Source organism: Treponema sp. UBA7570 (assembly GCA_002477955.1).
Classification (GTDB): Bacteria; Spirochaetota; Spirochaetia; order Treponematales; family Treponemataceae; genus Treponema_D.
On the sequence record DLLE01000055.1, the window covers coordinates 1 to 21,242 of the forward strand.

A 21,242-nucleotide genomic window follows, 5' to 3' on the forward strand; every position below is an offset into this window, starting at 1 on the left:
ACGCCAATCGCAGGAAATTCAATCGGAGTTCCGCCAGCCATTCTAACGCCAGCCTTAACAGCCTCCGCAATCCGGTCAAGTTCAATGTGCCCCGGAATAAGTTCATTTTTTGCGCAGATAACACCAACCAGCGGCTGATTCAATTCCTCATCAGTATAACCCGAAGCATAAAAAAGAGAGCGGTGCGGCGCGCGGGCAACACCCTTACAAGCATTATCACTTTTTTTTGATTCAACAGCCATTTTGTACCTCTAAAATAAAAAAATAAATTTCTGGAGCAGCTTTTACTGTCTCCTCCGGCTTTCCGCGGTTCCGCTATTCGCTTCATCGGGCAAAGCCCGACGCTTTCGCGCCGCTACAATCCGGGCTAAAATTTGCGTTTTTATTATATAGATAAACGCGCTTTCTGTTAATATTGACAGGGATAAGTTTCTTTAATTTTAATTAAATTCTTCAGTATTATTAAATTATATACTGCTATAAAAAAATTATTTTTATAACAAGAAAAATCAAAAACAGCCAGATTAAAACTACAGGAACCGCATAATACCATTTTCCGCTCAAAGCCATGTTTTTTGCGTTTTTTCGGCATTCTTCCCAGACTTCGGACGGAATCAGCTTTACAGAAGCGGCAATCAGCGCAGGAACCAAAAACAGGTCATCAAGGCAACCAATCACCGGAATAAAATCAGGTATAAGGTCTACTGGAGAAAGCGCGTACAAAACGGCAAGCGCGGCAAGGATTTTCGCCAAAACAGGTGTTTTTCTGTGCTTTAAAGCCAGACAGACGGCAGGAACATCTGTTTTTAATTTTTCAGCGCGCTCTTTAAAATTCATTTTTTATTCCAAAAATAAAACTATCTTCCAGAAAGTGATTTTTTCCAGCGGGCAACAAGCTCAAGAGCCTGGAGCGGAGTCATATTTTCCGGATCAGCAGAAAGGATTTCATCCAAAACCATTTCCTCGTCAGAAAAAAGTCCCGGCAAATTCTGGCTAAAATGCGATTTTTCTTTTTCGCCGGAAATTTCGGTTTTTATTTCGGAAGGCAGAACAGGTTTTTCTCCAGCGGATTTTTGCAAATGCGCAAGAATTTCCTCAGCTCTTAAAATTACGCTTTGTGGAACGCCGGCAAGTTTTGCAACGTGCAGACCGTAAGAATTTTCGCTTGCCCCTTCCTTTATTTTTCTCAAAAAAACTACATCGCCAGAATTTTCAGCAACAGCCATGCACAAAAGTTTTAGCGAAGAGTGGTTCATTCTTGTTAGCTCGTGATAATGAGTAGCAAAAAGAGTTTTGCACTTTATCGTGTTCAGCAAATATTCGCTAATTGCCCAGGCAATCGAAAGTCCATCTTCCGTCGAAGTTCCCCGCCCTACTTCGTCCATAATTACGAGAGATTTTTCCGTTGCAGAACGGAGAATATTTGCCGTTTCTGTCATTTCGACCAAAAAAGTCGATTCTCCGCGGGCAAGGTTGTCGCTTGCTCCAACACGGCAGAAAATTCTATCGACAATTCCAATGCGCGCAGAAGAAGCCGGAACAAAAGAGCCTGTCTGAGCCAAAAGCGCAATCAGCGCATTTTGACGCAAAAATGTTGATTTTCCGGCCATGTTCGGACCTGTAATCAACGAAAAAGAAGTTGAGCATTTTTCAGAAAAATCTTGTGGCGAACAAATCGAAAGGTCATTCGGAACAAATTCGCCGGCAGGAAGATGCATTTCAACGACAGGGTGGCGTCCATTTTCAACTTCAAAAACCGTAGAATCATCGACAACCGGACGAATCCAGCCATGAAGAACGGCAGAATATGCAAGCGCTGAGCTTACATCTGTGTATGCAATTTCTCTGGAAGTCTGCAAAAGATACGGAACAAGTTTTGCAATCTGGGAGCGTATTTCGATAAATAAATCACGCTCAATCTGAACAATTTTTGTGCCAGCTTCGTTCAATTCGTGTTCAAGTTCTTGAAGCCGTTCAGTCGTATAGCGTTCCGCATTCAAAAGAGAACGGCGCATTATAAAATGCCCAGGAATCTGCTGAAGTTTTCCTTTTGTAACTTCAATGTAATAGCCTGCATTGTTGTTGTTTTTTATCCGCAGGTTAGAAATTCCAGTTTTTGATTTTTCTTCTTCGGCGTATTCTTCAAGAATTTTGTTAAAATTGCACTGAATGTCGCGCCAATGGTCAAGCTCTTTTGACCAGCCAGATTTTATAATCCGGCCTTCCGTAATAGAAGTCGCTGGATCTTCCAAAATCGCCGAATCAATAAGTTCAATTATCTGCTTAGCTTCATCCGCCGGCAAAACAGAAAAATCATAATTTTCAATCAAAACGCGGATTTTAAGCCATACGGAAAGACTCGATTTTAAAGCCTGCAAGTCTTTTGCATGGGCACGCTCCATTGCGACTCTTGCAGCAAGCCTTTCAATATCAAGAACAGAAGAAAAATTCTGCCTAACTGCATCTAAAAGCCTGCGGTTATTTACAAAAAGAGCAATATGCTCCTGTCTGGAAGCAATTTTTTGAGCATCGGTCAAAGGATAGTTAAGCCAGTTTACCAAGAGCCTCTTGCCCATTGCAGTCTGCGTGTGGGAAACACATTCCAAAAGTGAATACTGGAAACTTCCGTCCCTTAAATTTTCCGTAATTTCAAGATTTCGGCGAGAAGAATCATCCATTACGACGTATTCACAGTCACGGTAAACTTTTATTCCGCTTACATGAGGAGCATTTGTCGAAGTTGTCCGCATAAGATAGTCAAGCAAAAATCCGGCAGGTCCAACTTCCGCACTTTCTTCAGTCAAATTAAAAGAACGCAGATTCTGTGTTCCAAACTGTTTGTTAAGTCTTTTGTAAGAAAGAGAAGAATCAAAATTCCATTCAGGATAATAAGAAACCGCAATATTTGAATTCTGGGCGATTATTTCTTCAATTGTTTTGTCGCCGCGCAGAGTTTCAGGCAAAAGAAGCTCACGAGGATTGGAACGGCCGAGTTCCTTTGCAAAATTATCCGCCATTTCTTTTTTATTCCAGCTTGTTGCGTAAAAATCGGCAGTAGTAACATCAATATAGGCAAAGCCAACTTCATTTTTTTTTACCGCGCAACATGCAAGATAATTATTTACGCCGCCTTCAAGATATTCACTTTCAATCGCAGTTCCCGGGGTTATGATTTCTATCACTTTTCGCTCGGCAATTGTCTTGCCTTTTCCGATTTCTCCAACCTGCTCGCAGATTGCAATTTTTTTTCCAAGCCTTAAAAGACGTGCAATGTAAATTTTTGCGGCATGATACGGAATTCCGCACATAGGATGCTGTGCACGATGAGTAAGTGTAAGATTTAAAAGACGGCTAATTTCCAAGGCGTCTTCATTGAACATCTCGTAAAAATCGCCTAGACGAAAAAACAGAACTTCGTTGCGATATTCATCTTTTATGCTCTGGTACTGAACCATGAGCGGTGTCAATTCTGCGCTTTCGGAACGTTTCTGAATTTTTCCTGCAACAACCTTGTCTTTTGACATTTTGTGTTATATTCCTAATTCGGCAATAACTTTTTCAGTAATATCAACCGAAGGGCTATACCACAAAACAGCATTCGCCTGCTGCAAACTCAAAATCATCGAATAACCTTCATTTTCTGCAACTTTTTCCAAAACGCCATAAAGTTTTTTGTAAAAAGAATCTGAATTCTGAAGATTTTTTTTGAGCGATTCAAGCTCAACATTTTTTGCGTTCGTATATTCCGTAAGAGTGTCTGTTTTTCTGGTAATTTCTGCATCAAGACGGCTTACCGCTGCAGAATTATTGTTTTTCTGAAAATCAACTTTTTGATTCTTGAGATTTTGAATTTCTTCTGTCCGTTTGTTAATTTCGGTCTGGAATTCGGCTTTTTTAGACTCGTAATTGCGAACTGGAGCCGAATTTCTAAAATATGCCTGATAAACTCTGGCAGTATCAACAACACCAAAACGCGTAATCTGCTGGGCAGAAAGTCCAAAAACAACGAAAAAAGAAAAAACAAAACCAAAAACAATTTTTTTCATTTTAAAACAACCTCAAAACGCAATTATTTATTCGTAATATTGAATGAAAGTACAAATTTCCAGTTATTTTCCCAAGTTACGTTATAATTCTCATCCATTTTGAATGTATTTGCAAAAAGCAGACGCAATGGGAACTGAGGGATTGAAAAACGCAGTCCAGGACCTGTACTAAAGTAAAAGTCCGAAATTCCTGTATTTGTAAAGAGTTCATAAGGCGAATCCTTTATTACAGCAGCGTCACCAAACCAGTCTACTGCCAAAACTCCAGGAACAATCGGCATACGTAATTCAAGAATATTGCTCCAAAGCGCACGGCCTCTGTGCTTATTATAGATATTTGTCCATCCGCGGGCGTTAAACATACCGTCAATGTAAACTTTGCTTGAATTTCCAATTCCCGAATCAGACGCCGGGAAAAGAAGGCTCAGACCGGAATATGCGGCAAAAACCATTTTCCAGTTCCATGTTTCTGTAACCGGCAAATTGAACAGGGTAAAGTATTTTTCAGCCTTTGTATCCGAACGCAAAAAGAATTCTGTTTCAAAAGGCATAAGCCCGTACCAGGTAAGGCGCTGACTTGCAAACCAGCCTTTTGAAGGATCGTAATTTATATCGCGGTCATCAACAGAAAAAGCAGACCAAATAGAATTCTGCCAACCCCATTTGTTAGAATACTCAGCAATAGTCGAATCAACAGGAATATAAACTTCGTCATAAACATTGTTTATAAGACTTCCGTTGATTCCGGCAGAAAGCGAAAGAATAGCCCAGACTGGAGTCCATCTTCTTCCAAGAGAAAAACCAAGGCTCCAAACCCAGCGTTCATAATCCATGTAATAATCGTCAGAATTTAAACTGTCTTCGTTGTCAGCAAGTTCAAGCATAAGCGCAGTATTCTGCGAATGAGAGAAACTAGTGCTTATTGATGAAGAAATCGGCATTCCAAAAAGCCAGTTTTCTCCAAAACTCAAAGAAACAGACTGCTCGTCAGTTGCAATCGTAGAACTTGCGCTGATAGATTTTCCACTTCCGCGGAAGTTAGAATCCTGCCATTTTACAAAAAGAGCAAACGGAAGGTCGTCCGGATCAGAAACACCAGAAAAAGTAACGCCGAATTCAATAGAAGTAGTAGATTGCTCGTCTACAGAAAAAACAAGGTTTACAAGATTTTCTTCAGAACCAGGCACAACGTCAGGCACAACTGCGCTAAAATACTGCAAGTTGTACAGATTTCTAAGACCTGTAGTAAGTTTTGCCTTAGAAAAAATGTCGCCGCTTTCAATCGGAATTTCACGGCGAATAATTTCCTCTTTTGTGCGCGTATTTCCTTTTATGGAAATGCTTTCTACATGGCTCCGCACGCTTTCTGTAATATGAAATTCATACGAAATAACTTTATTGTTCGTGTCTTTCATAGGAATTGGCTGAAAACGGTTTGAAGTGTAGCCATTTTCGTAGTATAAATCGGCAATCGCCATAACCGATTCCTGATATTTCTGCTGACTATAAACCGCGCCAGTCTTAAGCTTTACAAAAGAATTAAGCTTTTCGCTCGGAAAAATAATATTTCCCTTAAAAGTCATTCCGCCAAAAGTATACTGCGAGCCTTCAACAATAACAAATGTGATTGTAAGCTCATCTCGGTTTTTCTTTTCGTTTATAGCAGTTTCTTTTGTAACATCGATAACTTCTGCATCTATATAACCCAAATTCTGGTAATAAGCCGTAATCGCCTGCTTGTCTGCCTCGAGCTCAGATTCCTGGAATGCGCCTTTATTGATTAAACCTGCCTCTTTGAGCGTAAGCTTGCTTTTTAAAGTTCTGCTCGATATAACTTTGTTGCCACGAAAATCCAGTTTTGCAATTACAGTCGAACGGCCTTCATCAACTTTGAAATTAACTTCAACGCCTTTTGGGGTCTGCTTTGAGCTTGCAGTTACGCGGGCATTAGTAAAACCTTTTCCAAGATAAACATCGCGCACAGAACGCTCATCGACAAGCATCTTGCCTTCAACAAAAATATCTTTTTCTTTAAGCGAAACTGCCTCTTTTAATTCTGTCGTACGAATCTGGCGGTTTCCGGAAAATGTAATTCTAGTTACAACAGGACGCTCAGTTACAGAAAATACAATCGAAACTGTATTTTTCTTAGCATCGCCCGGAAGAGCCTCAGGATTTATTTCATCAAAAAAATCGAGCGCATAAATTCTGTCCAAAAGATTTCCAAAAACCTCATCGGAAAATTTTCTTCCGATAAAGCCGCTAGTTACGCCTTCAAGCTCTTTTGAATCTACAGATTTTAAATTCTTAAAAGAAATTGATTTTATAAGTTTTCCATAAAACCAGTTTTCATCAGATTCTGTTACTTTGTCATTCTCCTGAGCAGAAACAAAACAAGGTGCAAAAACGCAGATTGCCGCACAAAAAATTAAAGCGAAATTAAAACGCTTGAAAGACATATTAACTCCAATTGCCAAGAAATTTAGTCATATTCAGTTATTATGAACATTTTAAAATGAGTGCTTCCAAGACAATGTAACAGACGTTGAAGGAATCCACAGACTGTTTTTGATTGCTTCCAGATCCGGAGAAACCCCAAACCTTATATTAACGAACGGTGAAGACATTTCAAAACCAAATTCAGGCTGAAGCACAAGTCCACGAACGGAATCTTCGTCCTTTGCCTTTGTTTCGTCATAACTCCAGTGCATTAAAGCATCAACATACATTGCACTACCAAAGTACTTACCTACATAAACAGCCGAATTGTCAAAAAAGTTACTGAAAGATAACTGCTTGCCGGCAGAATTCTTATCAAGACTTTGCTTTACAGCGTTTTGAAGGATATTTGTTCTAACGGAAAATATATCAAAATTCAATAATTCACGCAATGTATTCTCTACAGTACGCATTACCGTTGCCTGCATAAGATAGTCTCCGCCTGCCATTGCAAGAGAAGCAACATTTTCAGAATTTCCAGAAATAACCTGTCCCAAAAGCTCCATAATTTCGTTTTCAGACTTTGCAGGAGTTGCAGTAAAGCGAGGATTAAACTGACTCAAGGCCTGCTGACTTGCCGACAAAGTTATTGTCACCTGATTATTGTTTTCATCGCGCTCCCGGGTTTCTGCGCGAACAGTAATTCGAGGATCAAAAAGTTCATTATATTCGTTGAATACAACTTTTCCCTCCTTCATATAAAAACTTCTGTTGAGCCAGACAATTTCGCCTCCACGAAGGTTTACTTCTCCTTTTGCAGAAAGGTCGCCCGTCGAAGTATCAATATAAAGGTCAAGATAATTGTCAGGCACAATAAGACCGCGCAGCAGAGGATTTAAGAGAATTTGAACTTTATTTTTTACCTGAAGCTTAAGGTCTACAAGAAAGTCAAAAGGCGTTTTTTTTGTATGCTCCATGTTCAAACCGTCACGGATAATTTCAATTTCTGCACGTTCGCCAAAGATTTTTCCTGAAAAACCGACAGTATCCGTCGTCATGTGAACCAAAAATTTTTCAAATGCGGCAAAACCCTTGTAATGAACCAAAGGAAGCTTTAAATCAACAGGAATAAACTGACCTCGAGGGCTTTCAACCGGACAGTCAAGAGAGCCGATTTTCCAGCGGTCAAACTCAATGTTCAAGCCAACGCTCACAGAATTTTTTTCTACGGTGAATAAAGTCGGCTTTACGATAAAATGATTTTGAGAAGCAAGCGCAATTACCTTTTCAGACCGGAAAAGTTTTTTTGAAATTATTGGAACATAAAATTCAGGATTTAAAATAACAATGGAACCTGTATATTCCGGGTCAGTTGTAAGACCGCCTATTTTTACTGCTCCAGAAAGTTTTCCGCCTGTAAATCTTACAAAAGGAATGCTGAAAGCCTGGCAAAAAGTCTTCATGTCGGCATTTATGTTTTTTATGTTCAAATCAAGCTGATTGTGAATTATAGAACCGTTCAAATTAAAGCTGAGCGGAGAAGCAGGTCCGGATTTTACTGACAAAACCTGTCCTGCAACAAAAGTTCCAGAAATTCCCCTTCCATTTTCAGAAACAAAATCTATAACATCGTCGCTTTTTGTAATTTTTAAGTCGAGTTTTTGTTCAGTCGGGAAAAAAGAACCTGTCATTTTTTCACTTTTGACAGTCGCAACAAAATTTTTGAAAGGAGAATTTCCATGGGCAAAACAATTTATCGAGCTTTTTACTGGAATGTTAAAATCAAGTTCAAGAAAATTTCCTTTTAATACCGCAGTACAATTTCCAGAAAAATTCTTTAAGTTAAAGTTAGCAAAAAAATCCGAAAGCGAAAATTTTCCCCAGCCAGCGTTAAGTTCTGAAACAGAAAGTCCTGTATCGTCATAAACAGCATTTCCTGAAAAAACGCATGGATAACCGGCAAAATTTATAGAAGAACTCTGCAAATTTAGCGAAACAAAAGGATTTGCAGGTGTTCCAGATAGCGAAAACTCTGCATTTATTTTGTTTGTTGAATTTTGGTCAGCAAAAAATCTCGCGGCAGGAAAATCAGAAAGATTTCCTTGAGCACTGACATAAAAATCGTTTTTCAAATTGTCCAAAGTCAAAAGTTTTTTTTCAAGATTGCGGACTTCGGCATTAAGGCTTATTTTTTCCGAATTTAAAATGCTTTTTGCATTCAAATCGACTATAATCGAGTCAAAAATTCCATCGTTAAGGCTCCAAACTACATTCATTCTTCCGTCAAGAGCAGAAGCCGCATCCGAATATGCGAGCTTGTTCATTACAAAACCGTATTTATTTGCAGAACCGGTAAAAGCAAGGTGCGGATGCAAACGAAGAGAACCATAAGGCTCATCAATATCAAAATTATTTATTTCAACTTCAATTCCAGAAACTTCATTCCACGAAAAAGAAGTATTTAAGGAAGTAGAAAAAATATTTTTTCCAAACGAAACAGGCAAAGCCGTAAACTCTACAGAACCAAAAATATTTTTTTCAAACGAAAAAGCCGCATTAAAATTGTAATCGCCCGAAATATTCAAAAAATTCTGAGAAAACGCACCTCTAAAACTAAAAGGCAGAGAATTGACAACAAGGTCGGTATAAAAATTAAAATCAGAAAGTCCATTTGAAAAATCAATTCCAGCGGTAGCATGCGCAGTTTGTTTTCCATATTGCAAATCGAGAGAACTCAAGGTTATGGTTTCTGAAGAACCATCAATGGCAAAGGTGAGAAGCTGTTTTTCCTTTGCTGTGTTTGCCAAAAGAAAATAAGGCGAATTGAACGAAAAACTTTTAAAATCCGTCGTAAAATAAATTTCGTCGGAAAAAATGTAAGTTCCAGCCGATTTTGAAATATTTGCAAGAAAAGCCTTTTTTTCTTCGGGAACAAAAAATGCAACCGCATCGATTACGCTGTCCAAAAACATATCGCTGATAGAAACCGAAGCCTGCAAAAACTTTTCCGTCTCGTTCAAAAAACTGCCTTCGGCAACAATTTTTGCACTTTTTTCGTATTCGGCATGAGAATAATCATCGCATTCAAAGCTAAAATCCACGGACTTTTCAGACGGCAAAAGCGTAAACTGAATGGCAGTCAAGCTTTTTTCGTCCATAAAAAGCTGCGGAGCAAAGCACATAAAACCGTTTTTGTAAGGCTCTATGTAAAGTTCAGTCTGTAAAATTCCGCCATTTGAAAGCTGAAAACGCGGAATGCTCAAAACAAACGAAGGCTCCAGAGTTTTTAAGCTGAGCTCGCCGTTCAAATCAAAATTTACAGGTTTTCCGTCAGCCTCAAATTTATTGACTTTTAAAACCTGATTTTTACATTCAACATCATAAGAAAGGACGACTTGGCTTCCGGCAATTCTTTCAGAAAAATTACAGTCGCCGTCAATTTTTAAATATCCAGAATTAAAGAAATCTTCTTTTGTCAAAAACGAAGTTTTAGCTTTTATAGTTCCAGAAAATTTTGTTTCGATAAATTTTTTATAAAGAGGAAATGGATTTTTTACTTTTATAAGTTTTAAAGGTTCAAATTTCCTGGACTGAGCGTCAAACGAAAGCTCCTGATTTTTAAAATTCGCCTCAAGCTGCACAGAAAACGGAAAAGCCGAGCGCATCGTTCTGAGCGCAAGCTTTGAATCCGCATAGTTGAGAAGAAAATCAATTTTAGAAATCGTAAAATCGGCGCGGTTTATTTCTGAAAGCTTTAAAAGAAAAGAACTTCCTTCGAGATTTTTAAAAAAGTTTCCTGAAAGCTCAAAACCACAGGCAACAAGTTTTCGATTGCCATCACTTTTTAAAAGTTCAGATTTAAATTCAAGACGTCCGGAAGTTTTTATTTTGAGGCTGTTTTTAGCAAGCGGCGACTGTTCAAAAGTTACGGTTTTTGCAATTGCAAGAAAATCGTTTTTTGAATCGACAAAATGAAGACTGATATTTTTAAATTGAATGTTAAAAGGAATATTGATTTCTTTTCCGTCAATTATAAATTTTTTGGAAGAAGATTTGTGTTTTTTTGATTGATTTTTCTCATCATCGCTTTTTTCGAAAATTCCAGAAAGATTTTTGAGCAAATCCCCGTCTTTTACGGCATCATATTCAATTTTTAAACCGTCCAAAATCAAAAATTTTACTGCATTCAAAGGCTGCTTAGAAAAAAAATCACGAAAATTATACGAAAGAACAGCGCTGTTAATCTGAACAAGCTGCTTTTGCGTCGCAGAATCCTTTAAATTGATATTTTTTAAACTGATGCCAGAAAGAATCGAAGGAGAAAGAGCTTCGTATGAAATCTCAATTCCCGTTTTTTCTTCAATTTTTTGAGTAATTTTTAAAACACCGACAGAAACAGCGGCATTGATTTTTTTGTATGTTGGAAAAATCAACGCAATAACTGCAATTACGAGCAGGAGAAAAATAATGCTTCCAATGCTGGTTTTTAGAATTCTCGACTTCATCTGACTTGAACAGTCTCTGTTTTAACGGCAAAATGGCTTTCAGAAAGTTTTAATTTTTTTCAATATTCAGAACTTTCCATAGACTAACACTTTACTTTATTTTTGATTTTTTTAGTAGTGGGACAGATCTAAAAACTCATTCAAGCTGATTTTCCTAGAAATGTCTGCAAGTTTTAACTTATTGCAATACAACAAATTAAAACAACCGCTCTAAAAAAAACTGGAGTTTTTCAGGAATTATGATTTTAAAAAATTTTGTTGTATTTGAAGGAATCGACGGAGCAGGAACTTCAACGCAAATCAATGTCTTAAAAGAAAAAAAAGAAGCCGGGAGATTTTTCTTTACGGCAGAACCGACAGACTCACCTGTAGGAAAATTCTTAAGAACTGTTTTAAAAGGCAATGTTGAACTTGATCCACGGACAAGCGCATACCTTTTTGCGGCAGACCGCGCAGAACATCTTTGGGGAAAAAGCGGCTCAAACTGCGGAATCGAAAAAAAATGTTCCGACGGAAAAATCGTCATAAGCGACCGATACTTTTTTTCGAGTCTGACATACCAAAGCGTAACCTGCGGAGAAGAGCTTCCTCGCCTTCTAAATTCGACTTTCCCGCTTCCGCAAATTCTTTTCTTTTTTAAAATTTCTCCAGAAATCAGCCTTAAAAGAGTCGATGCCCGCGGAGAACGTGAAATTTACGAAAAAATAGACTTTTTAAAGGCGACAGAAGAACGTTACGAAAAGCTTATGGACGAATACGAAGCAAAAAACACAGGAATGAAAATCGTCCGTCTGGATGCATCAAAATCAAAAGAAGAGGTAAGCGCGCAAATCTGGCAGGAACTTTCAAAACTGCTGTAAAAACTCACAAAAAAAATGCCGACAATAAAAACGTGAAAAGATTTTTTGCGCTAGTTTTCTTTGCGGCCAGTTTTTTTATATTCTCACCTCAAAAATCTTCTGCCTACATGGTCAAATACAAAGAAGATTATTACAAGCTTTTTCATGTTCATTACCAGCAGTATCCAGACGATGTCATGGAAAACATTTACTGGCTTGAGCAGGCCGTAAAGGCCGATTTTTGCAATCCGCTCTATGCAAATGTAAAAATCGACAACGAAAAAGATTGGGAAAAATACCGCTATCTTTTTATGATGCACATAAACCTAAAACTTATTGAGCAGCATATGAGGCTCGGAAGAATTTACGACAAAAAAAACGTAAAATTTTACGACGCGCCATGGAAAGACATTTACATTGAAAATTTACAGAAAACACTCAGTTGCTATCAGGCAGGACTTTACTACTGGCAGGAAGCAAAGCTTTGGGCAGAAAAAGCAAACGTAAAAAGGTTTCAGTTTTTAACCTTAACAGACATTCAAAACTGGGAAGACGAACGCGAAAGAATTGGAAACGGAAAATTAAATTACGAAAAGATTTTAAACCGGGAAATTGCGCGTGTTCAGAAAAATATTTCCGAATTTGAAAACATGACAGACAAAACGTATTAGAATTTTACTTTAAAACAAAAGCGATTTTCGATAAAATAGAAAATCATGCAGTTTGAAGAAAAAGACATCTCTTACCCGCCAGTGAATCCAGGCACTGACAGAACTTTTATACGTTTTTACGGCGGAGAGCCGGATTTAAATTCTATTTTTTATTCATCAGAAAAAGAAGACTCTCCTCAACGGATTTTTGTGACAGACACAAATGTAGCTTCGCTAAAACAAATGCAGCCGTTTATAAATTTTTTCCGCGGAGAAAACTACAGCCAGCCAAAAATCGAAAACGGCTTTACCGGCACACGAGGAAAAGACATTCTCTTGATTTTGGGCAGCGGAGAACCATTTAAAACAATCGAAAGCGTTCTCGCAATATGCAAGGCCGCAATCGACTCAAACGCAAAACGTTCCGCAGTTTTTACAGGAATCGGCGGCGGCGTAATTACCGACATGACAGCTTTTGCCGCTTCAATCTTTAAGCGCGGCGCAACATGCGAACTTGTACCGACAACTCTTCTTTCGATGGTCGACGCTGCAATCGGAGGAAAAACAGGCTGCGACTTTGATTCATACAAGAATATGATAGGCTCTTTCTTTCCAGCGCAGAAAATTCACATAATTCCTTCATTCATTCAGTCGCTTCCAGAAAACGAATACCGCAGTGGAATGGCAGAAGTAGTAAAGACCGCCCTTCTCTATTCAAAGGAACTTTTTGGAAAACTCGCTTCAAAACCAGAAATTCTGCAAAACCGCAAAGATCCGCTCGTTGAAGAAATGATAAAAATTTGTGTAAATGCAAAGGCCGCTGTAGTTGAACAGGATTTAACCGAAAAAAATATCCGCATGCAGCTAAACCTCGGACACACTTTTGGACATGCGCTCGAAACCAGAGCAGGACTTGGAAAAGTAAGCCACGGAGATGCAGTTGCCTGGGGAATAGCCCGTGCAGCAGAACTTTCAAAAAAAATAGGACTGTGCACAGAAAATTACGTTCAGACAGTAAAAACAGTTCTCTCTTCTTTCGGATGGGAAACTCAGCCTCTGCATTCTGCCCTCAACGGAAAATTCGCTTCGGAAAAAGAAGCCGCTCTCTCGCTTTTTGAGGCAATGAAAAAAGACAAAAAAAATGCTTCAAGCAAAGTGCGCTTCGTTTTGCAGGAAGATGTCGGAGAAACTGTCATAACAGAAGCCGATGAAAAAGCCGTTCTTTCGGTTCTGTAAAAAGTGAGAATAAATAAAAATGGATATTTCAAAATATTTTGACTGGGCGGCAACATCTCCAGCCGACCCTGAAATTTTAACTCAGGCATTGCAAGAATCCCTCGAAGCCGGCGCAAATCCTTCTGCCGTACACTCCGAAGGACAAAAGGCGCGGATTGCATTTGAAAACGCACGCACACTTGCAGCAAAAGTAATCGGTGTAAAACCAGAAGAAGTTTTTTTCACGAGCGGTGGAACAGAAAGCGACCACATTCCTCTGCTTTCGCTTTTAAACCGTGAAGCCGACTCTCAAGGCAAACGGGGAAGCATAATCATAAGCGGAATCGAACACCCTGCACTGAGAGAACAGACCGCCGTCTTAAAAAAACATGGATTTGAAATAATCACCGTAAACCCGGACAAAAACGGTTTTATAAGCGCAGATTCAATCGCAGAAAAAATCACTTCCGACATACTTTACGTAACAGTAATGGCGGTAAATAACGAAACTGGCTGCATACAGCCGATTTACGAGATTGCAGACAAAATTACAGAAAAAACAGAAGGAAAAAGACGGCCGCATTTTCACGTTGATTGCGTTCAGGCAGCAGGAAAAATTCCTCTCAGCCTCAACTATCCGGGAATAGACAGCGCAGCCTTAAGCGCACATAAAATCTGCGGTCCGCGAGGAATTGGAATTCTGGTTTTAAAAAAAGACATAAAGCCTTTCTTAACAGGCGGCGGCCAGGAAAAAAACATCCGCTCAGGAACAGAAAATCTCTTCGGCGCAATCGCCTTTGCAAAATGCCTCGAAAAATATTACGTGCCTCTCAACTTTGAAGAACAAAAGACAGCCGTAAAAAACTTCATCGAATCGCTAAAATCGCTCCCAAACTGCACGCTCGTACCAGCCATTCGCGCCGACACATCTGACAGCACGCAAAAACTTTTCAGCCCGTATGTTCTTCAAGCCGCGTTCAAAGGAATTCCAGGAAACGTTATGGTACGCGCACTCGATGCAAAAGGTTTTTGCATTTCGACAGGAAGCGCATGCTCGGCAAAAAAGCAAAACCGCCCGGTTCTAGCCGCAATGAACATAAGCCGCGACATTCAGGACACGGCTGTAAGGTTTAGTTTTGGTCCGCTCACAACTCCAGACGCAATCGCAAAACTTTTTGTTGCGGTCGAAGATATCTGCAAAGTTTTTCTGTAGATTTTTAGGGCAACATTCACCGCGCCCGATTGGAATGTCGAGTTTTATGATTTCTTGAATTTTCTTGTCATTATCGGGCTTGCCACGATAATCCCTTGCGCTTTTTTAGGCAAGATTGCCGTGTCAAGCACGGCAATGACAGTAAAATCTAAAACTCGAAATTGAACCTAATATTTACATTATTTTTATTCTGAATCAGAAGAGTTGTCTGCAGCAGGCTCTGTCTTTGATTTTATGTGAATTACTTTTCCAGTGCGCTTAATGCCGTCAGGAAGGCGTTTGTCTTCTTCGCCTTTTTTGCGGTAAATGCGTTTTTCAGACTTAGGTCCGTATTTTTCAGCCTTAAGAGCTTTTTTTTCTGCACGGGCCTTTTTGCGTGCTTTCTGTTCTTTGTCGATAAATCTCAAGGCAGAATCAAGTCCACCAAGAACTTTTTGCATGTCTTCCTGAAAAATAGAAATCTGAAGACGGTCAAAATCTGCGCCGTCGCCTTTTTTGCTTTCAACAATCTGAAGGAAGATGTCGCCGCTGCGGTTCTCCTTTACGTTGAAAAAATATGAACGATTGTCTAAAACAACTTCTGTAGTATAAAGTTCCCCGCGGATACCCATAAGTTCCTTCCTTAAAAATGTAATATCAAATAACTATAAAGTTTTTAAACTATAAAATCAACAGACTTTTATTTTATGTTATTTTTATAACTTAGAATTTAAAACTCAATCTTTGAATCGGACTCGGCCCGATTTTTCTGCAAATCTCGCGATGCGCCTTTGTCGGGTAACCTTTGTGCTTGGCATAACCGTATTCAGGATATTTTTTATCGTATTCAAGCATAAGCCTGTCACGTGCAACCTTTGCAAGAATCGAAGCCGCCATAACTTCGCAGTATTTTCCGTCAGCCTTAGGCTCACACCTTACAACGCACGAAACTTCAGGGCACTTAGTTCCGTCAGCAATTGCATTAATTTCAATTTTTTCTGACAAATTAAAGCCGTTTTCTTCCAGCCATAGAGGCAGTTTTTTAAGCATTTCGTCATAAGCATTTTTCATTGCAAGCATACTTGCCTGTAAAATGTTTATTTCATCAATTTTTTTTTCATCAACAAAGGAAACAGCCCAGCACGATTTTTCTTTTATAAGTTTTTCCGCCGCTTCGCGCTTTTTTTCCGTCATTTTTTTTGAATCATTTAAAATTTCAAACGGAAAATTCCTTGGCAAAATTACCGCGCCAGCAGAAACAGGACCTGCCAGAGGTCCGCGGCCGGCTTCGTCTAAACCACAAGTCAAAATCATTTTATTCCAAACCTGCAAAAATAAAAGCGTTGTTAAAATCCGCTCGAAGAATTTTCAATATTCTGTAAAATTTTAGAATCCTTGTCGCTCCAAACAGGAACAATTCCACGTACTTTTTTTTCCAAACTGCCTATGTAGGAATTTTTTGAAAGGCTTGCATTTACCGCGCAAAGCTCGGCAATTCGTCCAAGATGGGCAGTTACACGGCAAGAACAATCTGTCAAGTCAAACTGTCCGCCGTTGAGAGAAAAATTAACCGCAGTCTGAGAAACTGCCGAAATACGGCTATTTTTTACAGCAATTTTTGAATCAAGTCCGCTCAATGCGCAAACATAAGAATCCGACTGCATAGTCAGACCGCAGCCGTCAAATTCAACCACAGAATTTTTACAGTCAAAGCCAATTCCGTTTTCTTCAAAAATGCCGGCAAATTCAGAAGTTTTAAAAAGCGCTGTCGAGTTTTCCAAAACAAAGAATTTTGAATTTGACACGCAGTTGCTTTCGCGGTTTTTCCTAAAAAGCAGGTTGTCCGCTTCAAAACTTGCGTTGCGCACGACGATATTTGCGTCAGAAGGAACAACTATCTGAGAATTTTTCTGCGCCAAAAACATACAGTTGGAAGAAATTACGGTTTCGCCAGAAGGAAGCTTAAAAGTTCCGTTCACATAAAATTTAGTAAATCTTCTGGAATTTAAAACCTTTAAGGCCTGCTCAAAACTCCTAAAAGGATTTTCGGCAGTTCCGTCACAATCCTCATCAACTGCATTTTCTAAACCGCCGGCAACCTCGGAAGAATCAAGATAATAATTATCTTCGTCAATAACTACACTAAATTCGGAGCAATTGCTCACATTTCCTTTTTTGTCTTTTGCAAATGCGCAAACTTTGTAAAAAACAACAGCGCCGTCAATGCTTCCAAGCATAAACGAATCAGAATACTTTTCGAATTTGTCAGCCTTTACTTCAAGAAATTCAGGAGAATCCACAGAAAGCGCACTTGAAGCGAGAGTCTCAGAAATTTTAAGAGGTTTGCTTACCGCATAAAAAATTTCTGCGCCTTCTTCAGTTTTTATAGAAAGCTCAACAGGGTTCCTGGAATAAAATTTTTTTGTATTCGCATTAAATTCAGGAGAATGAGGAGGCTTTTTATCTATAGAAAATTCTTTTTCTTTTGTTCCCAAAAAAACGCCGTCAGCATAAAAAGCAAAAACCGCAGTCCCGGAAATGCAGTCGCCTTCAAAAGTGTCAAAGGTTGCAGAAGTAAAAAGACCGTTTATTTTTTCCGGCTGATTTTTTACGCCAGTCGAAACAATTTCCATTCTGTAGCGCAAATCTCCGTCAATCGAAAAATTTACGGCACTATCAGTCTTTTCGTTTACAACAATCTCAGGCTCTGCAGGAATTACAAAAGACTGGACCGGGTTTCCAGCTTCAAAGGCAACGCTCTGCCATCTTAAAGTATGCTTTGCGCTGCGGTCAATGTTTACAGGAATCTTAGAAGCAGACCAGTCTCCGTTATCAAGCTGCCATATAAGTTTTTCGCCGGTAAAGCAAAAACTATTCCAGTCTTTAAATTCAAAAGGAATTGAATATTTTGAAAGCGTTCCAATCTGGTTTCCAGAAATAAAAATTACAAAACGCCATTCATTTTTTCCATCAGAAACAAGACACGGCAAATATCTTGAAAGGCAGTTTTCCGTATCAAGAACAAGTTTCTGGCCTTTTAGAAAAATCCTGTCATCATCAAAGCAATAACTAAACGAAGAAGGAATCTCTAGCGGTTTATCGTTTTCATACGAATAAACGCCAGAATTTACACAATTTTTAATAAAAGAAAAGTTTTCTGAAGTTTCTTCAAACGGATTTTGCTCCTGAACATTGTAATTTATTTCAATTTCTTCTTTTAAATCACCACGGATTGCAGTTATTTTTAAATTTATGCGCCCAGAAGCATCAATCAAAACAGGCCCGTCATAAGCAAAGCCAGAAGTAAGAGGATCTGTTCCAGAAAGAGAATAAAAGCACTCCGCGCCGTCGCTGACATCAAGCACAAGCGGCTGTTTGTTGCAAAAATTTCCAGCGACAGGCGAAATAATCCTTTGAGCAAAACAAAAAACTGAAAAACTGAAAATAAAAAATGTAAAAACCAACTTTTTCTTCATAAAAAATCTCTCATTCAGCTAACACAGATTTTTTGGCAAGACCTTTGCAAAAAGCCTTATCTGCTTTAATTAAAGAACGGGCTCAAAATCTCTTTTAATTCCGGATCCTGACTGTAGTAATGCTTTTCAAGTTCTTCCGGCTTTAAACCTACAAGCTCGTGGCTCATATAATGAATCCAGCGGTCATCGCTTTCGCTGTTAATGTCGAATTTACGGCACCAATAATCAGGCTTAATCGGAAGAGTTTCTTTATATGTAAAATTTTTATAATCGTGAACAACAACCTTTATATCGCCGCGCGGAACACCTTTTTCGAGCAATGCCTCAACCAAAAAGTTGAGCGTGCGGCCAGAATCGTAAATGTCGTCAACAAGCAAGATTTTATCTCCAGGACGAAGATACTCAGGAGAATAAGTCCAGCCGTCAATACGAACACAATCGTGCTCCTTAATATCTGTATAAGAGCGGGCAACAACAGCCGCATACAAAACAGGTTTTTTGCCTTTTAGAGCGAGCTTAAAATACTCACTTATAACGTTCGACATATAAGCTCCGCCACGAAGCGAAGTATAAATAATGTCCGGAACAAAACCATCCTGCAAAATTTTATGGCCAAGTTTTATGGCATCATTTCTAACTTTATCGTAAGGCAAAAATTCCTTAATCATAAAAAACCTCTGTAAAAAAACTGCCGAAAAAACGGCATTATAATTTATTTATACCATTTTATCGGTAAAAAATGAATTTTACAATAAACGATTATTTTTGATATATTAAATTATGCACGCTTTCAAAAAAACAAGCTATGTTCTTCTATATATTACGTTTTTTTTAATGCCAATCTGCGCACAAAAAAAAGAAAGCTTTATAAAAATTGAACCATACGCAGGCTTTGCAAACGGCGTTCTCGAAGAAACGCTTTACTATAGCTCTCCTTCCGACAAAAAAATAAGCCTTCTCGAATGGGAACGAAAACTTTTTATTTATGGAGCAGAATTAAAAACCGCATTTAAGAACTTTAACTTAAATGCAGATTTTGAGACCGCGCCGCAAAATGTAAACTCCGGACAAATGCGGGATTCTGACTGGCTCAACCCAAACGACTATTCGATGAAGACAACTTATTCGCAAGGAACAAATTTTTCAAAGAAATATTACTCGACGGAAGTAAGTTTTTTTTACGACATAAAAGCAGCAAAAGATTTTACAGTTTCGCCAGTTTTAAGCGCAGAATACAGCTGCGATTCCTTTTACAGAAAAAAAGGAGCAGAAGGCTGGTACAGCGAAGACTGCAGGCACTGGTGGCACGACAGTTCTTCAAAACACTATCCGTATTACAATCCAGAAACTGGAAAAACCTCAAAGCTTGCGCAAATCGATTATTTAAGGCACACTTTTTTTTCGTGGACAGGAATTAAATTCAGGCTGAGGCCTGAGCAAAAAATCGAATTTGCGCTTTCGCTATTTGCCTCGCCAGTAAGTTATTTTTATTCAATAGACACACACTACGCCCAGGACAAATCCACAAAGATAATGTATAAGAAGCGCTACAGGCAAAGACAGATTTCGTATTTTAACAGCATAAAAATAAATTTAGACACAGCGCTAAGCCTTTCAAAACGCTTTGACTTAAATCTTGGACTAGAAACGCTTTTTAACATAAAAAACGGACGCGGCGACCTTTATTCAGACTATCATTCAGGCTCATACCAAGGCGAATACATAGACTTAGGGCAGAAGACAAGCTCAACTTTAAAAAGCATAAAAGCAAAAATCGGCTGCACAGTAAAACTTATGGAGTGATTAAAAAAAACTTAGCCCGTGCCGGAACAGCGCGAAAGCGTCCGCCTTATGGCGGATGGAGCAAAAGCGGAACTGTGCAGGGACGGTTAGAAAATAAAATGCGCTCCAATAAATTTTTTCTACACTGCGGCAAATTTCCGTGATATTATTTTTATATGGCACTAATTTCTAAAAAATTGACATCTTACCTTAAAGACCATTTTATTTTTTGCGGAAACAACATAATCCTGCAAAACAACAATCTTCCAGACGAAAATGTTTTAAGAAGATGCTTTGAGCTAAACGTAGCTTCGGACTGGTTTAACGATGAAGAATACGATTTTTCGGCAGTCGAGCTCGAAAAAGACTGTCCTGTTCCTGCCGGCTGCCAGGAAATTGCGCTCCGCTCTTATTTTTGGGAATCAAGGCAAAATCCTTCAATAATAACAAAGGCTTCGCGTGCTAAAGGACTTTTAAATTTTAGAAAAAACAAGAGATTCTGCTCGTACTGCGGATTTCCGCTCAAAGACGACGAGCATTTTGTCGCAAAGTTCTGCCCAAACTGCGACCGGCAATACTTTCCGCAGCTTGAACCAGCCGTAATAATCGTAGTCCAAAAAGAAAAGCAAATTCTTCTTGCAGAACACAAAAACAGAAACGACGGCGTTTTTTCGTGCATTGCAGGATTTGTCGAAACAGGCGAAACAATCGAACAGACAGTTGTCCGCGAAGTAAAAGAAGAAACCGGTCTAAATGTAAAAAATATCCGCTATGCAGGAAGCCAGGCATGGCCTTATCCAGACCAGCTTATGCTCGCTTTTTACTGCGAATGGGAAAGCGGCGAAATAAAAATACAGGAAGAAGAACTCAAGCAGGCAGAATGGTTTGACTTAGACAAGCTCCCCAAAATTCCGCCTCCAGGCTCAGTTGCCTACAATCTTATAAACGGACTGTTTGAACAAAAATCATTTTGATTATAGAATGGAAGCAGCTTTGAAATTCGGGTGGCTTTTTGCTTCGCAAAAACCGGGCTTTTCGGGGTTTCATTCGCAAGCGAACGGCCGCACCGCCCCTACAATCCCTGCCACATAGTGGCAG

The 21,242-nt window shown here is 39.0% G+C and carries 16 protein-coding genes; 6 read left to right on the forward strand and 10 right to left on the reverse strand.

The annotated features are described in order from the left end of the window. The 6 genes from B4N75_RS06870 to B4N75_RS06895 form a co-directional block, all read right to left on the reverse strand. A partial coding sequence (locus tag B4N75_RS06870) for a dihydroxy-acid dehydratase (RefSeq protein ID WP_296706968.1) occupies nt 1-242 on the reverse strand: 242 nt, incomplete at its 3' end. A gap of 235 nt (nt 243-477) precedes the next feature. Continuing rightward, nucleotides 478-837: a YkvA family protein gene (locus B4N75_RS06875; RefSeq protein ID WP_296706970.1), complete on the reverse strand. Its 360-nt coding sequence runs from the start codon at nt 835-837 to the stop codon at nt 478-480. A 20-nt stretch (nt 838-857) separates the two neighbouring features. Continuing rightward, nucleotides 858-3,524, reverse strand: a complete 2,667-nt coding sequence (gene mutS, locus B4N75_RS06880; RefSeq protein WP_296706972.1) for a DNA mismatch repair protein MutS — start codon at nt 3,522-3,524, stop codon at nt 858-860. A gap of 6 nt (nt 3,525-3,530) precedes the next feature. Beyond that, a complete protein-coding gene (locus B4N75_RS06885) occupies nt 3,531-4,046 on the reverse strand; it encodes an OmpH family outer membrane protein (RefSeq protein WP_296020567.1) in 516 nt (171 codons plus the stop codon). A 23-nt stretch (nt 4,047-4,069) separates the two neighbouring features. Further along, nucleotides 4,070-6,505 carry an outer membrane protein assembly factor BamA gene (gene bamA / locus B4N75_RS06890; RefSeq protein ID WP_296706973.1) on the reverse strand — a complete coding sequence of 812 codons (2,436 nt, stop codon included), beginning with the start codon at nt 6,503-6,505 and terminating at the stop codon, nt 4,070-4,072. Nucleotides 6,506-6,556: 51 nt separating this feature from the next. Further along, nucleotides 6,557-10,990 (reverse strand): hypothetical protein, encoded by a 4,434-nt coding sequence (locus B4N75_RS06895; RefSeq protein ID WP_296668396.1) that lies wholly within the window; start codon nt 10,988-10,990, stop codon nt 6,557-6,559. 239 nt (nt 10,991-11,229) lie between these two features. Between B4N75_RS06895 and tmk the strand changes: the two genes are divergently transcribed. From tmk to B4N75_RS06915, 4 genes are read left to right on the forward strand one after another with little or no spacing between them, the layout of a single operon-like run. After that, nucleotides 11,230-11,850, forward strand: coding sequence for a dTMP kinase (gene tmk / locus B4N75_RS06900; RefSeq protein WP_296020582.1), 621 nt, complete (start codon nt 11,230-11,232; stop codon nt 11,848-11,850). 32 nt (nt 11,851-11,882) lie between these two features. Continuing rightward, complete coding sequence (locus B4N75_RS06905; protein WP_414717811.1) at nt 11,883-12,500, forward strand: hypothetical protein; 618 nt, start codon at nt 11,883-11,885, stop codon at nt 12,498-12,500. Nucleotides 12,501-12,545: 45 nt separating this feature from the next. Continuing rightward, the gene (locus B4N75_RS06910; protein ID WP_296668393.1) at nt 12,546-13,715 is read left to right on the forward strand and encodes a 3-dehydroquinate synthase; all 1,170 of its coding nucleotides are present in this window, start codon (nt 12,546-12,548) and stop codon (nt 13,713-13,715) included. 19 nt (nt 13,716-13,734) lie between these two features. Beyond that, nucleotides 13,735-14,907, forward strand: coding sequence for a cysteine desulfurase family protein (locus B4N75_RS06915; RefSeq protein ID WP_296706975.1), 1,173 nt, complete (start codon nt 13,735-13,737; stop codon nt 14,905-14,907). Nucleotides 14,908-15,092: 185 nt separating this feature from the next. On the opposite strand, the gene B4N75_RS06920 is transcribed toward B4N75_RS06915, so the two are convergent. The 4 genes from B4N75_RS06920 to B4N75_RS06935 form a co-directional block, all read right to left on the reverse strand. Further along, a complete protein-coding gene (locus B4N75_RS06920) occupies nt 15,093-15,518 on the reverse strand; it encodes a DUF3276 family protein (RefSeq protein WP_296668389.1) in 426 nt (141 codons plus the stop codon). A 91-nt stretch (nt 15,519-15,609) separates the two neighbouring features. Next, entirely contained in the window at nt 15,610-16,200 is a 591-nt protein-coding gene (locus B4N75_RS06925) for a ribonuclease HII (protein WP_296020615.1), read from the reverse strand. Nucleotides 16,201-16,232: 32 nt separating this feature from the next. After that, nucleotides 16,233-18,362 carry a hypothetical protein gene (locus tag B4N75_RS06930; RefSeq protein ID WP_296706976.1) on the reverse strand — a complete coding sequence of 710 codons (2,130 nt, stop codon included), beginning with the start codon at nt 18,360-18,362 and terminating at the stop codon, nt 16,233-16,235. 65 nt (nt 18,363-18,427) lie between these two features. Then, entirely contained in the window at nt 18,428-19,030 is a 603-nt protein-coding gene (locus B4N75_RS06935) for a phosphoribosyltransferase (protein ID WP_296020632.1), read from the reverse strand. 112 nt (nt 19,031-19,142) lie between these two features. Between B4N75_RS06935 and B4N75_RS06940 the strand changes: the two genes are divergently transcribed. After that, the gene (locus tag B4N75_RS06940) at nt 19,143-20,165 is read left to right on the forward strand and encodes an omptin family outer membrane protease (protein WP_296668385.1); all 1,023 of its coding nucleotides are present in this window, start codon (nt 19,143-19,145) and stop codon (nt 20,163-20,165) included. Nucleotides 20,166-20,320: 155 nt separating this feature from the next. Next, complete coding sequence (gene nudC / locus B4N75_RS06945) at nt 20,321-21,118, forward strand: NAD(+) diphosphatase (RefSeq protein ID WP_296020649.1); 798 nt, start codon at nt 20,321-20,323, stop codon at nt 21,116-21,118. The last annotated feature ends 124 nt before the right edge of the window (nt 21,119-21,242 follow it).